Annotated in this window: 15 protein-coding genes; 7 read left to right on the forward strand and 8 right to left on the reverse strand. The window is 65.8% G+C overall.

What is annotated here, in order from left to right; translation table 11 throughout:
- Nucleotides 1-150: 150 nt before the first annotated feature.
- Entirely contained in the window at nt 151-1,143 is a 993-nt protein-coding gene (locus BWO91_RS01980) for a LacI family DNA-binding transcriptional regulator (RefSeq protein WP_079000892.1), read from the reverse strand.
- Nucleotides 1,144-1,281: 138 nt separating this feature from the next.
- On the opposite strand from BWO91_RS01980, the gene BWO91_RS01985 reads away from it, so the two are divergent.
- The 6 genes from BWO91_RS01985 to BWO91_RS19540 all read left to right on the forward strand — a co-directional run bounded on the left by BWO91_RS01985 (nt 1,282) and on the right by BWO91_RS19540 (nt 7,211).
- The gene (locus BWO91_RS01985) at nt 1,282-2,592 is read left to right on the forward strand and encodes an ABC transporter substrate-binding protein (RefSeq protein WP_167620423.1); all 1,311 of its coding nucleotides are present in this window, start codon (nt 1,282-1,284) and stop codon (nt 2,590-2,592) included.
- A 79-nt stretch (nt 2,593-2,671) separates the two neighbouring features.
- Nucleotides 2,672-3,523, forward strand: coding sequence for a carbohydrate ABC transporter permease (locus BWO91_RS01990; RefSeq protein ID WP_079000894.1), 852 nt, complete (start codon nt 2,672-2,674; stop codon nt 3,521-3,523).
- A 2-nt stretch (nt 3,524-3,525) separates the two neighbouring features.
- Nucleotides 3,526-4,314 carry a carbohydrate ABC transporter permease gene (locus tag BWO91_RS01995; RefSeq protein ID WP_079000896.1) on the forward strand — a complete coding sequence of 263 codons (789 nt, stop codon included), beginning with the start codon at nt 3,526-3,528 and terminating at the stop codon, nt 4,312-4,314.
- Nucleotides 4,315-4,335: 21 nt separating this feature from the next.
- On the forward strand, nt 4,336-5,499 hold the full coding sequence (locus BWO91_RS02000; protein WP_079000898.1) for a glycoside hydrolase family 99-like domain-containing protein: 1,164 nt from the start codon (nt 4,336-4,338) through the stop codon (nt 5,497-5,499).
- The gene (locus BWO91_RS02005; protein ID WP_167620424.1) at nt 5,496-7,094 is read left to right on the forward strand and encodes a DUF4038 domain-containing protein; all 1,599 of its coding nucleotides are present in this window, start codon (nt 5,496-5,498) and stop codon (nt 7,092-7,094) included. The genes BWO91_RS02000 and BWO91_RS02005 overlap by 4 nt, the downstream gene beginning before the upstream one ends.
- Nucleotides 7,095-7,112: 18 nt before the next feature.
- Nucleotides 7,113-7,211: an amino acid--tRNA ligase-related protein gene (locus BWO91_RS19540; RefSeq protein WP_153303351.1), complete on the forward strand. Its 99-nt coding sequence runs from the start codon at nt 7,113-7,115 to the stop codon at nt 7,209-7,211.
- Between the two features lie 189 nt (nt 7,212-7,400).
- Here the strand turns inward: BWO91_RS19540 and BWO91_RS02010 are convergent, their stop codons facing one another.
- The 5 genes from BWO91_RS02010 to BWO91_RS02030 form a co-directional block, all read right to left on the reverse strand.
- The gene (locus tag BWO91_RS02010) at nt 7,401-7,895 is read right to left on the reverse strand and encodes an RNA polymerase sigma factor (protein ID WP_079000902.1); all 495 of its coding nucleotides are present in this window, start codon (nt 7,893-7,895) and stop codon (nt 7,401-7,403) included.
- Nucleotides 7,892-8,551 (reverse strand): hypothetical protein, encoded by a 660-nt coding sequence (locus BWO91_RS02015; RefSeq protein WP_079000904.1) that lies wholly within the window; start codon nt 8,549-8,551, stop codon nt 7,892-7,894. Before BWO91_RS02015 ends, BWO91_RS02010 begins: the two co-directional genes overlap by 4 nt.
- Nucleotides 8,552-8,707: 156 nt before the next feature.
- Entirely contained in the window at nt 8,708-9,283 is a 576-nt protein-coding gene (locus BWO91_RS02020; protein WP_079000906.1) for a leucine-rich repeat domain-containing protein, read from the reverse strand.
- Between the two features lie 54 nt (nt 9,284-9,337).
- The gene (locus tag BWO91_RS02025; RefSeq protein ID WP_079003794.1) at nt 9,338-9,778 is read right to left on the reverse strand and encodes an META domain-containing protein; all 441 of its coding nucleotides are present in this window, start codon (nt 9,776-9,778) and stop codon (nt 9,338-9,340) included.
- A gap of 90 nt (nt 9,779-9,868) precedes the next feature.
- Entirely contained in the window at nt 9,869-10,777 is a 909-nt protein-coding gene (locus tag BWO91_RS02030; protein WP_079000908.1) for a PhzF family phenazine biosynthesis protein, read from the reverse strand.
- 157 nt (nt 10,778-10,934) lie between these two features.
- Here BWO91_RS02030 and BWO91_RS02035 point away from each other — a divergent pair, with 157 nt between their 5' ends.
- Nucleotides 10,935-11,942, forward strand: coding sequence for a glycosyl hydrolase (locus BWO91_RS02035; protein ID WP_205847562.1), 1,008 nt, complete (start codon nt 10,935-10,937; stop codon nt 11,940-11,942).
- On the opposite strand, the gene BWO91_RS20160 is transcribed toward BWO91_RS02035, so the two are convergent.
- Complete coding sequence (locus BWO91_RS20160; protein WP_240555642.1) at nt 11,939-13,306, reverse strand: alpha-galactosidase; 1,368 nt, start codon at nt 13,304-13,306, stop codon at nt 11,939-11,941. The two genes, BWO91_RS02035 and BWO91_RS20160, sit on opposite strands and share 4 nt — an antisense overlap.
- 12 nt (nt 13,307-13,318) lie before the next feature.
- Nucleotides 13,319-14,110, reverse strand: a complete 792-nt coding sequence (locus BWO91_RS20165) for a glycoside hydrolase family 36 N-terminal domain-containing protein (protein ID WP_240555644.1) — start codon at nt 14,108-14,110, stop codon at nt 13,319-13,321.
- Nucleotide 14,111: the final 1 nt, after the last annotated feature.

Consider the following 14,111-nt stretch of genomic DNA (forward strand, 5'->3'; position numbering starts at 1 on the left):
TTGACCGGTCTCAACATCAAGGTGTACAGCAGTAGGTGAAATTGTTCAATAGATCATGATGGCAAGCAAGACATTGCCTAGCGGTTCCATCCAGGTCCGCCGGCCGAAGACGACCGTCTGCACCCGAAGGCGCTGACGATCGTTCTCGGTTCAGGTCGAGGATCGCGAAACCACGTGGGGCGTGAAGAGCTCACCACTCACAACGGGGTAGTCCTTGGAGAGTGCCAGCTCGGCCGCGAGATGGCCGAGCTCGTACCGCGGCTGGTGGACTGTCGTCAGTGAAACGGGGGCAATCTCCGCGCCCTCGATATCGTCGTAGCCGATGATCGCCACCTCGCCCGGGATGCGGAGGCCCGAACGAAGCGCCTCGGTCTCCAGTGCGAGAGCGATGACGTCGTTGGCGCAGACGACTGCGATCGGACGGGGTGTCCGGTCGAGGATCGCGCGCGCCGCAGCGGACCGCGCTCGGGGGGAATTGGAGGCGGCGTCCACGCGCAGGATCCCGTCAGGATCGAGACCGGCGGCTTTGTAGGCTGCACAGCAACCTGCGAAGCGCTCGTGGATTTGTGTCTCGGCCTCGGGTGCCCCCAGGAAAGCAACCTGCCGATGGCCGCGCTCGAGCAGATGCTCCATGGCGAGGACTCCGCCGCGGTAGTCGTCGACGTCGATCGCTGGATATGGATGATCGGGCAGGTGGCTTCCGAGTGTGACAACCCGAACCCCGGATTGCTGGAGGGTGTGTAGCAGGTTCTCATTCGTCGTGGACGCAACAGCGATCACGGCGCTGACGCGCATTTCAGAAAGAGCCTTCGCGTAGTGTCGCTCTCGCTCGAGGTCGCCCTCGGTGTTGCATGAGACGACGACGTGACCGTGCGCGATCGCAACATCCTCGATGCCACGCGCCACCTCGAGGAAGAACGGATTGCCGCTGTCGGGCACGATGAACGCGATCACGTGGCTTCGCCCGCCCCGCATGACCCTGACGGCGACATTGGGAACGAACTGCAGCTCTTCGATAGCTGCATCAATGCGTTTGCGTGTCGATTCGGCGAGAGGCTTGGTGCCGTTGAGGTAGTTCGACATCGTGCCGATGGAAACGCCGGCTACGCGTGCCACATCGCGAATCGTGCTCTGCGCTGCCATCGCGGCCTCCTCATGTGAACAGTTTCAACCTAGTACACGCCCCGACTTGACACGTTGCGGGTCGAGACCATAGCGTCGCGTGCAGCAGGTGAACCATTTCACCAACCACAGCAAGGGAGCATGACAATGACGTTACGCATGACCAGGCGTTTGGCTGCCGCCATCGCCGCGGCTACAGGCTCGGCCCTTCTCCTCGCCGGTTGCGTGGGCGGGTCAGGCGGAGCAGACGCCACGACCGCTGACGGACCCCAAACCGTCACATGGTGGACTTGGAACGCCATCAGCCCTGATGACACGATCAAGCAGTTCGAAGACGCCAACCCGAACATCACCGTCGACTACAAGCTCTACAGCTACAGCGACTATGTCACCGCGATCCGCACGGGGCTGACGTCCTCGGACGGCCCAGACGTATTCCAGCTCCAGCCTGGTGACCTCGTCACCAATCTGGGTCCCCTGGCCCTCCCGCTCGACGACGACCTCGCCGCGAACGGCGGCACCGACAACATCAACGCCGCAGGTCTCGCGCAACTGCAGCTCGACGGCAAGCAGGTGGCCCTGCCGTCCTACATGAGTGGTGCCGGCCTGATCTACTACAACGCTTCGATCCTCGATCAGCTCGGTGTGTCTGTACCGAAGAACTTCGACGAGTGGAAGGCCGCATGCGCCACGATCGAAGCCGCCGGCTACGACTGCCTGGCGCACGGCGCCAAAGACGCCTGGGCGAATACTGACGTTTACCTGTCACTCATCAACAGCATCGACCCCGGCATCGTCTACGACGCGATCGAGGGCAAAGCCGACTGGACCGGAGACAGCTTCATTCAAGCCATGCAGGCTTGGAGTGATCTGTTCACCTCAGGCATCATTCCCAGCGGCTCGACTGCCGCGGCAGAATACCCCGACGCGTTCGGCGACCTCCTGACCAAGAAGGCGGCGTTCATCGCACTGGGCACCTGGAACACGCCTGGCACGATGACGAAGGAGGGTATCGAGGTCTCTCAGGGCACCGTGACCGAGCCGATCGACAGCGTGTACCTCTCCGCGCCGTTCCCCGCCCCCGTGACAGGGGATGAACCGACAGGTCTCTTCGGCGGTCCAGACAACGGTTGGGCTGTCTCGGCCAAGAGTGACGCGCAGACCGCCGCCCTGAAGTTCCTGAACTTCCTCTCACTCGGCGGCGGTCAGAACATCCAAGCCGCGAACGGCAACTTCCCGGCCGTCCTCGATGTGCCCGTCGCCACCGATGACGTCATCGACCAGCGCCAGGTAGCCGACATCGAAAAACAACAGTCGGACTTGCAGAACCTCGTCGGAGCCCGACAGCTCCCGTACGCGGACCTCTCGACCGCGTTGGGGGACGCGCTCTCCGCGGTCGCTGCGGGAACCGCATCGCCCGCAGATGCCATGGCGCAGGTCCAAGCGGTATCCGCGTCGCTGAGCCGCTAGTCCCGACTGAGGGTGCCTCGGTGCCGAGGCACCCTCAGTCCCTTTCGAAAGTAGCCCAGTGAATTCACGACGCGTAGCGTTGAGCTCGTATCTCTACCTGCTCCCCGCTCTCATCCTTGTCGTCGGCGTCGTCCACGTCGGCATCGTCGCCAATGCGTACTACTCCACGTTGGACTGGAACGGGGTGTCTCCCGACGCCTCGCAGGTCGGCGTCGGCAACTACGTCAAGCTCCTTCAAGATCCGGTTTTCTGGACTGCGCTTCGCAACACCTTCGCCTTCGCGGTAGCCACCATCGCGCTCCAGATGCTCTTCGGGTTCGTGCTCGCGACCTTGGTGCGCACCCGCACCGTGCTGCGGGGGCTGCTGCGGACGCTCGCCTTCGTTCCGGTGGTTCTCGCGCCCGCTGTCGTTGCGACGTCCTTTCGGTTTCTCCTCACCCCTGACGGGTCGATCAACGACCTACTGTCGATCGTGACCGGGCAGAACATCGAGCAGGCTTGGCTGGCCGACCCCAATACCGCACTCACTGCGATCATCCTCATCAACGTGTGGCAGTACACCGGATACAGCTTCCTCATCTACGACGCGGCGATGGGGCAGATCGACACGTCAATCATCGAAGCCGCGCGGATCGATGGCGCCTCGAGTCTCCAGCTTCTCCGCCTTATCGTGGCGCCGCTGCTGTCGGGCTCGCACCTTGTTCTCGTGGTACTCGGTGTTATCAGCGCGCTGAAGACCTTCGACCTCGTCTACCTCACCACAGCGGGCGGCCCGGGAACGAGCACGCAGGTGCTCACGGGCTACATCTACCGACAAGTGATCGAGCAGTTCCATGCCGGTTACGGCGCGGCGCTGTCGATGGCACTCGTGGTGCTCGCCCTCATCTTCGCTGTCCTGCAGGTGCGCCTCACGTCCAGGAAGGTCAACTGATCATGTTCTCCCATCAACGAATCGCGGGCCGGATCATCAGCCAAGGACTGGTCATCATCGCGTTGGCGCTGCTCATCGCGCCGCTCGTGATGATCGTAGTCACGTCAGTTCAGGGCCAGGGGCTGGACAACTATTTGGTCGTCGTCTCCACGACACCATTCCTGAGATTCCTGCTCAACAGCGTCATCGTGAGCGTGAGCACTGTCGTTCTCGTACTCGTGTGCTCCATCGCGACCGCCTATGCTGTCGCCACACTCCGGCCACGTGGTTCGAGTGTTGCGATGGTGCTCATCCTCGGCGGCATGACACTCCCCGGAATCGCACTCGTGGTGCCGTTGTTTTACGCGGCCCAGTTACTCGGGTTCTTGAACACCTACTGGGCCGTGATCGTACCGCTGACCGCGATCTCGATTCCGTTTGGGGCGCTGGTCGCCACCAATTACGTGCGCGGACTACCCGTAGAACTGTATGAGGCAGCTCGTGTCGACGGAGCCAGTAACTGGACCTACTTCGTGCGCATCCTGATCCCGCTGGCCCGTCCCATTCTCGCTGTGGTGGCGATCTTCACGTTTCTGAGCGCCTGGAACGAGTACCTCCTCCCGCTCATCCTCGTGCAGAACACCGACCTGCAGGTTCTCACGCAGGTGCCCACCTATTTCCAGAGTCAGCGGCTCGTGGACACTCCCAAGATCTTTGCCGCGAGCGTGCTCATCAGCCTGCCCGTTGTACTCGCCTACGTCCTCATGCAGCGGCTGTTCCGGCAAGGCATGTCCGCCGGCGCCCTGAAATAAGCCCTCGACCAGGAGAATCCCTTGACACGTCCGAAAGTTCTCGCTTACTACTTCCCCAATTGGCATGCGGACCCGCGTAACATCGCATGGTTCGGAGACGGTTGGGACGAATGGAAGCTGCTGGACGCCGCCCAGCCGCGCTTCCCTGGGCACCGCCAGCCGCGCATTCCTCTGGCGGGGAGGACGGACGGGGCCAATCCCGCCGTCGCGGAGGCGGAGATAGACATCGCTGCCGACCACGGCGTCGATGGGTTCCTTGTCGACTACTACTGGTACGACGACGGCCCCTATCTCTCTGGCGAGCTGGACAACGGCCTCCTCCAGGCCCGTAATCGAGACCGCGTCGACTTCGCACTGATGTGGGCCAATCACGAACTGGTCGACATCTTCCCGTACTCCTCGACCGACCGGAGCCGGGCGCCTCAGTTGAAGAACGGCGCCGTCGACCGAGCCGCCTTCGAACGCATGGTGGACCACATCATCGAGAAGTACTTCGTACAGTCGAACTACCTCACTGTCGACGGCCGGCCCTGGTTCTCTCTCTACGAGATCGGCAACTTCATCGCTGGATTGGGCGGCGTCTCGGACGCCGCCGACGCGCTCGGATGGTTCCGTGATCGCGTCGTCGCCGCCGGGTTCCCCGGTCTCCATCTCGACGCCGTGGTCTGGGGGTTCGGCGTTCTCCCCACCGCGATCACCGTGCAGGACCCCGCAACGCTCATCAGCCAACTCGGATTCGACAGCGCGACCTCTTACGTCTGGGTGCACCATGCGGACATGGCCGCTCAAGGTTTCCCGGAGGGTGACCCCGCAGAACTCGCCGAGCTTGCGTTCGACGACTACGAACGGCTCGCGGCAGAACTGCCGGTGCCGTTTCACCCCAACGTCACCGTCGGCTGGGACTCCACCCCACGCATCTCGGCCGATGTCGAATTTCGCGGCGGCACATACCCCTTCTTCCCGGTCTTCGACCAGGATCCCACCCAGTTCGCCGCAGCCCTCAAACGAGCCCACGAGTTCATCGCGCGACACCCTAACGATCATCCAATGATCACCATCAACGCCTGGAACGAATGGACGGAAGGCTCCGCTCTCCTCCCCGACACCACACACGGGATGGCCTTCCTCTCGGCCGTACGCACGGAATTCGGCATCGATGCCGGTCAAGAAAGCCGCGTGCGATGAACCGAGTCGAGCAATGGACCCGTCACGAGGTGCAACTGACGAGCACGCAGGAGTACGCCCACCCCGACACAGATGTCAGCATCACGGCCCATTTTCGGGGACCGAGCGGCCAAGTCATCGAGCTTCCCGGCTTCTGGGATGGAGGAGACGCCTTCGCCGTTCGCTTCGCTCCCACCGAGACAGGCCGCTGGACCTACACGGTTACGGCGAGCGATGAGACCAACGCCGGTCTGCACCGCGTGACGGGCGAACTCGACGCTGTTCCCTACACGGGCGACCACGCCATCTACCGCCATGGGTTCATCCGCGAATCCGACGACCGTCGAGCATTCGTCTACGCCGACGGAACCCCGTTCTTCTGGCTCGGTAACACCCACTGGCAAGCGGCCAACTACGAACGCCTTGACACCAGCAACAATCCTTACGCGGCGGGCACCAGTCAGTTTCATTCCGTAGTGGACAGTGATCAGGCGCGCGGCTTTACCGTCTATCAGACCTATCCGGACGCCGCCGTCAACGACGGTGGCGGAAACGTTCCGGTCGTCAACTGGTGGGCTGCGGAGTACACCCATCTCGACCCGGACGCATTCCGCGATCAATTCGACGTCATGATGGACTACATCGCGGACCAAGGCATCGTCATCGCCCTGGGCCTCGGTGTCCACACTCAGAGCGGCCAGATCGGCCCCGTGGCGATGACCCATTTCACCCGCTACGTCCTCGCTCGGTACGCAGCCCACCCCATTATCTGGATCACTGGGCAAGAGGTCGATATCGAAGATGAAACGGCAAAACTGTCGACATGGCAGGCCGTTGCCGAGACGATCGCAGCCAACGACGGCTACCACCGCCCGCTCGGAGCGCACATGTGGGCGATCGGAGAGCCCAAGGTGTTCGGTGACCAGCCCTGGCACACCTGGTACCCCACGCAGGGTGGCCACGACTCCATACGCACGCAAGAGCACTACCGCTCGTACTGGGACGAGAGACCCACGAAGCCCTTCCTCGAGACAGAAGCGAACTATGAGGACATCTGGGCAGTCACGGTCGACGACACCCGTCACTCCGCCTGGAAGGCTCTCCAATGTGGAAGTTATGGCTACACCTACGGGGTCGCCGGGGTGTGGGCCATCAAGTGGGACTATGACGTTCCTGGGTGGGACGACTTCCAGAACGGAATCCCGTGGTTCGACGGGATCCGCAAACCAGGCGGGGACCAGATGGGCATACTCCGCCGCTTCTACGAGACGCTAGGGGATTGGCAGCGCCTCCTGCCCCGGTATGGGGACCACACCTTCGGGACCTTCGCACATCCTGAGGAATCCGTCCTCTCCAGCGACGGGAACTCGCGCTACGTCGTCTACTTCTACCAAGACGACCTCGCCACGGGCAGCCTTCATGGACTCGGCGAAGTACCCTACCTCGCCCGGTGGTTCGACCCCGCAACCGGCGAATGGACAACCATACCCGGCGATGTCGACGCACCCGCTGGTACATGGGCGATCCCCGACAAGCCCGATCGTCACGATTGGGTCTTAGTCGTGGAGGCCGCAGATATGAGTAGAAGACGACTCCCGGAGCGGAGGAACAGCTAGGAGACCTCGTCCAACAAGATGTTCGAGATCGGCCGGAACTTCCGCGATGGAGGCATCGACGCGACCCGCAATCCCGAGTTCACGGCGGTGCAGGACTATCGCGCCTACGCCGACTAAACCGAGATGGGACATCTCGCGCAGCGATTCATCACGCGCATATCGGTGTGCATAGAAGATCAGCACTGGCCGTCCTCGCAGTCCACCGGCTTCGACGAGCCGGTGCGCCTCGGCGACGTCCTCGAGCGGCGGCACACGCGTTCTGTGATCGCGGTCGGGTGCACGCTGACGACGCTTTCAGCGACAGGTTCAGCTCGCGGGCACTCCGAGCGCCGCGCGGAGCTGCGCTTTCGCTCTCGCGTATCGGGTGCGCGCAGTCGAGTCGGCGATGCCGAGCAGTCCAGCGGCCTGCACGATCGTCAAACGCTCCCAGTGGATCAGCCGCACCAGTTCACCCAGGTCAGGGTCCAAACGGCCGATCGCATCTCGGATCTCCGCACCGTCATCGGCGGCCGGCGCGACGACGGGCATCAGCGCATCACCGCGGATGCGGTCGGCCAACGCCCATCGGCGGCGCTGCCCGCGAGAGTGGTTCAGCAGTGCGGTGCGGGCGATGCCGAAGAGCCACATACGTGCCTGCTCCGCGTCGAGGGGAAGGTCGTCGACGCGGCGCCATGCGACGACCATCGTCTCTCCGATGAGGTCAGAGGCCTCATCGAACCCGACGCGTCGTTGCAGATAAGCGAGCAGGTCCGCCGACGACTCGCTCAGCGCGGTGGTGATGCGGACGTGCGCTCGCTTCACGAACCGGACCCGAAGGAGTAGGGCGCGTTGTCCTCGTCGAAGCAGTTGATCTGACCGTTCCGCTCACTCCCGTTCATGCGGGGATCGCCGCCGGAGATACCGTGTGCGTTCAGCTCATCCCACTCCGCGTCGTTCACGGCCGCATCCCATGCGGTCCACTGACGCGCCCATTCCCGGTTCGTCGCTTCCCCCGGAGGCAACGTCTCGAGCGTCTCACCCGGCTGCAACTCAAGCCCGTCGACCTCGTCCAGCTTCTCAGGGACGATCGCCTCCACGGCGGTACGCACATCCGCCGAGCGATACCAATCCCGCAGGATCCGGTTCACTTCGGCCACGTAGCCAGGATCCGCGCCCCCCGTGTACTCGGAGAACCGTAGCTCGCACGAAAACCCGACATCCATGGTGAAGGTCACGGCACCGATCGGTTCCTGCGCCCACGGCGCCCAGGAGAACTGGCCGGTGGCAGCTGCGAGACTCGCTCCGCTCGTCGCGAGGACCGCCGCAAGTCCCGCTGTGATCAGGACCTTCGGACGGAATACGCGGGGAGTGTGGCGGCGGGCATCCGCAGCCATCGCGTCAAGGTCCGCTTGCGCAGCCGGGCGAGCCGGTAGCGCGGACCGATCAAGGAGTTCATCGAACGCTTCCCTGGTCATCATGCCTCCATCGTCAGGGTCATCTCACCCCTACATGTCCAGCACCGGACCATCCGTCCGCCCCGAGTCGAATCTGTGCGGCGCAGCATCCCGGACGAGGAGGCTGCGCCGATGCTCGAACCCAGCAGTCGAGCCCACTCTCCTCTGCCCCCAGCGACGTCACTCGTCGAGGTAAAGGATGTCCAGGTCACCACGATGCGACAGCGCCCCGAGGTGCGCGGATGCCGACCGTGAGACCACCAGGGTCTGCAGCTCCGCCAGTGCCTCCAGTGGCCGGTAGTCCTCGATCGGGGCGCCGGCCACCCCGACGGTGACCAGGCCCGTGAGGACACGGATCGGGTCGAGATCGGCGACGTTCGTCCCGTTCAACCACAGCTTCTCGAGTCGGCGGAGCGGTCGGAGTGGCTCGATGTCGACGACCGGCGTATCGCCGAGCTCGAGCACCGTGAGTGCCTGCAGCCCCGACAGTGGGCGGAGATCGGTCACGCGCGTCTCGCTCAGCCACAGCTCTTCGAGGTCCCGAAGGCCTGCGAGTGGACGGAGATCGACGACATCCGTGCCTTCCAGCCCGAGTCGTCGGAGTCCGTGGAAGCGCTCGATGCCATCCAGCACCGTCACCTCATCGACGACGATCTCGCTCAAGCCCTCCGAGCCCGCGCCGTGCGGCAACCCGCGCAGATGCTCCCGCACGGCAGCCCGCAGCCCCACGTCCCGCAACGATTCGACCGCATCCACCCGATGATCCTCTCGCACCCACCGGCGAACACCAGGCAAGCCCGGAAGGCCGGTTCACTCCGAGCGCTCGAGCGTGCCGATCTCCGTGCCGCTCCCGTCGAGGACGACGAGTTCCGTGTCAGTCCAGGTGCCGGACGCTCCGCCCGACAACCAGGTGTCGACTCCCTCGCAGGCCATCCGCGTGGACACCAGCGGCGCGAACTCGACCGTTCCGCCGTCGGCCGTCCACGAGCCCATCAGTCGGTTGCACCCGTCGGTCCCCGTCACCGTGCCGTCCTCCGCGAACACCAGCGACGGGGTGTTCTGTGCGTCGGCGTCTCCCCAGACGCCGACCACGCCGACCGCGTCGCCGGACTCGCCGGACGCAGTGGTCGAGGGGTCGGCGCCGCTTTCGGCCCCGGAGGCGCATCCCGCGAGGGCGAGCGCGAGCACTGCTGCACCGATGACGCCGAGGCCCGCGGTGCGCCCCCGCTTCGATCCACCAGCTGTGAACATGTCCATCCCCTCCGGAGGCCGCCCGGCCGCGACTGGCTCGATGCTAGCGCGAGTCCGAGCCACGGCTCATCGGTCTATGGTGGCCGCTGCTCAAGGAGCTGCGATCGCCTGCGCGGTCCCCGTCACGGTGATGCCGCCCGTGGTGGGGACGTCGACCGTCAGCAGACTGGGTGCGCCGACGTGATGGCCCTGCCGGATGACGACCTGCGCAGGCGGGGTGACCAGGCCGAGTGCGCGCAGATAACCGCCGAGTGAGGCCGCGGCGGAGCCGGTCGCCGGGTCCTCGGTGATGTCTCCGACGGGGAAGAGGTTGCGGGCTTCGACGAGTAGGCGCCCGGCGTCGTCGAGACCGTGGCCGTGCACCACGGTCACCGTTCCGGCCCAGCCCTGCTCGTCCATCAGTCGGCGCAGCGCGGCCGGATCGAAGGTGAAGGCGTCGAAGGCGTCCTGGTCTCTGACGGCGACGACCGGGTGCCGGTTGCCGGCGAACGATTCACGCAGCGGCCACCGCTCGTCGAGGTCGGAACGCTCGAGCCCGAGGAGCGACAGCAGCCGATCGGTGATCTCGGCGTCGAGCTCACGCAGGGTGGGCTCGACACTCGTGAACGACGCGGTGATCGAGCCGGTGCCGCCGGTCGTGTCGGCGTCTGCGTCGGAGGCCGTCTCGATGACGAGCGGCCCGACGTTCGTCTCCAGAGTGAACCGCCCGACGCCACGCCGTTCCGCGAGGGCGACCGCGGTCGCGATGGTCGCGTGACCGCAGAACGGCACCTCGGCGCCGGGGGAGAAGTAGCGCATCCGCACGTGCCGGTCGTCACCGTCGACACCGGGATCGACGACGAAGGCCGTCTCCGGGTAGGCGACCTCGGTGGCGATCGCCTGCATCTCGGCCTCGGTGAGCGTCGAGGCGTCGAGCACGACCCCCGCGGGATTGCCGCCGCCGGCCTCGGCGGCAAAGGCCGTGAGGCGGAGGATCTCGGGCGGTCCGGCGTTCGACATCCGTCGATGCTACCGCTCCTCGCCAGGCCCCGCCCGGAGCCGCCGCCATCGCGATGAGTTTAAGCAGTAATTTATGAAAGTCCTTGACGGCACCCCACCCCTACCGCGATCCTGGGGTCGCCGCCCTCCGACGACGCAGGGCGGAAAGGAGATGGACATGACATCGCACACCCGGAGGACGCGCATCGCACTGGGCGCCGCGCTCGTCCTCGGCCTCGTCGGCTCCGCCGTCGCGCAACCGGTGGACGCCGAGGCGTTCCCCGCGAAGAACAAGGCCACGGTGATCCAGCACCTCAAAACGATCGCCGGGACGAACATCGTGTCGGGCCAGCACAACAAGGAACCGGCGAGCCTGCCGGGCCAGTACACCCAGCAGGTGAAGGACATCACCGGGCAGTATCCCGGGCTCTGGGGCGGTGACCTCATGTTCCGCGGGCAGGACGCCGCGAACCGACAGCGGGTGATCGACCAGGCGAAGACGGAGTGGGCGAACGGCTCGCTCGTCGCCCTCACCTGGCACGCCTGCTCACCGACCGGACCCTCCACCTGCGAGTTCGACGGCGGGGTGAAGACCCAGATCTCGAACGCCCAGTTCACGCAGATCGTGACGGGAGGCACCGCGCTCAACACGACCTGGCGACAGCGGATGGCCGAGGTGGTGCCGTACCTGCGGCAGCTCAAGGACGCCGGGATACCCGTCCTCTTCCGACCGTTCCACGAGATGAACGAGACCTGGAACTGGTGGGGTGGCCGCTCCGGCGCGAACGGTGGCGCGAAGATCTTCCAGCAGATGCGCGACTACTTCGACGCCCAGGGCCTCGACAACCTCATCTGGGTCTGGAACGTCCAGGACAACCCGCAGGGCGGGTGGTCGGGCTACTACCCCGGGAACTCCTACGTCGACGTCGTCTCGCTCGACGTCTGGTACAAGAACTACCCGAGCACCGCCGACTACCAGCAGCTGCAGTCGATCGCCGGGACGAAGCCGATCGCCATCGCGGAGATGGGCAAGGTGCCCGACGCCAACCTCCTGCAGTCCCAGACGCGCTGGTCGTACTTCATGATCTGGTCCGAGCAGCTGCGCGGCAACAACTCGAACACCGAGATCCAGAACACCTACTTCCACCCGAGGGTGCTCAACCAGGATGAGGTGGTGCTGCCCTAGTCGTCGACCGCGGCGACCTCGACGATCCACGCCCGTTCGGGCGGGGTCGCCGGGGTCTGCAGGCCGGCGTGGAGGAGGGTCGTCCCGGACATCACCACGCCGGTCCAACCGGCGTGCGGACCGTCCACGCCGTCCGGTTCACCGAACCAGGCGGGGACGGTGCGCCCTCCTGAGGGCTCGCCGATGCGCAGCGGCCGGACCCGGTAGCGACGCTCCGGGTCCAGGCCGCGGAGCGTGAACCGCCCGATCCTCGCGACGTCGGAACGCCCGAGGAATGCGAGGGAGAACAACGCCTCCGACCGGTCCGCGGCCACCACCCCCGTGATCTGGAGCGCGTCGTCGACCACGTCCTCACGGACGAGCCGCCCCGTGTGCAGCAGGGCCCTGGTCGAGCGGTAGAGCGCGAACCAGTCGGCCAACTCCGCGAGTTCCGCCAGGGAGGCCTGCCGCAGATCCCACTCGACCCCGAGATGACCGAACAGCGCCGTCGCGGCCCGGAACGACAGCTCGTGCGATCTGCCCGTCGTGTGCGACCGACCGGACGCGATGTGCGCACCGAGGCGCTCGAGCGGGACCAGCTGAGCGGTCCAACGGTTGATCTGCTGCCGCTCGAGCGGGTCGCTGCAATCGGAGGCCCAGACCCGGTGGGTCCGTTCGAGGACGCCGAGGTCGACCCGCGAACCGCCGGAGGAGCAGGACTCGATCTCCAGCTCAGGGAAGCGGTCCGCGAGTCCGTCCATCAACCGGTAGACGGCCGTCGTCTGACGGTGCACACCGGCCCCGCCGTCGGGTGCGGACCCGGCGTCGACCAGGTCGCGGTTCTGATCCCACTTCACGTACGCGATGTCGACCTCGGTGAGGATCGCGGTCATCCGTTCCAGGACGTACGCGAAGGCCTCCGGACGGCCGAGGTCGAGGACCTGCTGATTCCTCGCCGGGATCGGCAGTCGACCGCCCGTCTGCATGATCCAGTCCGGGTGTTCGCGGGCGAGGTCGGAGTCGAGGTTCACCATTTCCGGTTCGAACCACAGACCGAACTCCATCCCGAGCGCGCGGACCCGATCGACGAGCGGTCGCAGTCCGTCCGGCCACACCTCCTCGTCGACGTACCAGTCACCGAGACCGGCCCGGTCGTGCCGCCGACCCCGGAACCAGCCGTCGTCGAGGACGAAGCGTTCGATCCCGAGCGACGCGGCGACCTCCGCCAGCTCCACGAGGGCGTCGACGTCGTGATCGAAGTAGACCGCCTCCCACACGTTGAGCGTGAGCGGCCGGTCGCGGACCGGATGACTCGGCGCGTCACGCAGGTGCTCGTGGAACAGTGCGGCCTGCTCATCGAGCCCGTCACCGTAGGCCCCGTACACCCACGGGCTCGTTCAGGCCTCGCCGGAGCCGAGGCGGACCTCGTCCGGCAGGAGCAGCTCGCCACCGCCGATCACCTGGTCACCGGTCGAGAGCCGTTCCGCGACGTGTCGCTGATTGCCGCTCCACCCCACGTGCACGCCCCACACCTCACCGGCGGCGAAACCGAAGCCCGGGACGCCGACGTTCAGCACGAGCGGGGTGTCGGGGCCGGTCCGTCCGCGGCGGTCCTCGCGGACCCAGGCGCCCACGCGGAGTGGGCCGCGCTGCGGCGTCCGCTCCTTGCCCCACCGGCCCGCGAGGTCGAGCACCTCGCGCGCCCTGGCCGGGATTGGCAAAGCCAGATGCAGATCGTCGAGTCGGTAGACATCGTCGGAGGTGTTGCGCAGCGTGGCGCGGACGCGCAGCAGGCCGGCCTCGCTCAGCTCGAACTCGACCCGGACGGCCAGCCCCGCCTCGGCGTCCTCGCCGTCGACGGTGACCGTGCGGGAGGTGACCAGCGCCGGCCTCATTGTGAACAGCGGCGACCAGTCGCGGCCGTCCCGGCTGCCGGTGATGCCCGGCCGGCCGAGCCAGGCCTCGCTCTGTTCTGGAAGCACCGCGAGGCGGGTCGGTCGATCGGGTGCGTTCTCCGTGACGAACCGCTCCGCACCGCGCACGACATCGGCGAGCTCCCGATCGTCGAGCGGACCGAGGTCGGCTCCCCAGTGCGCGATCGACGGCAGGCGACCGTCGCGCAGGTCGATAACGACGCTCACGGCGCGCGATCGCAGGTGGACGACGGGCTGTCGGGTGTCGATGGACATG

It is taken from the genome of Plantibacter flavus, from assembly GCF_002024505.1.
In the GTDB taxonomy this organism is placed as follows: Bacteria; Actinomycetota; Actinomycetes; order Actinomycetales; family Microbacteriaceae; genus Plantibacter; species Plantibacter flavus_A.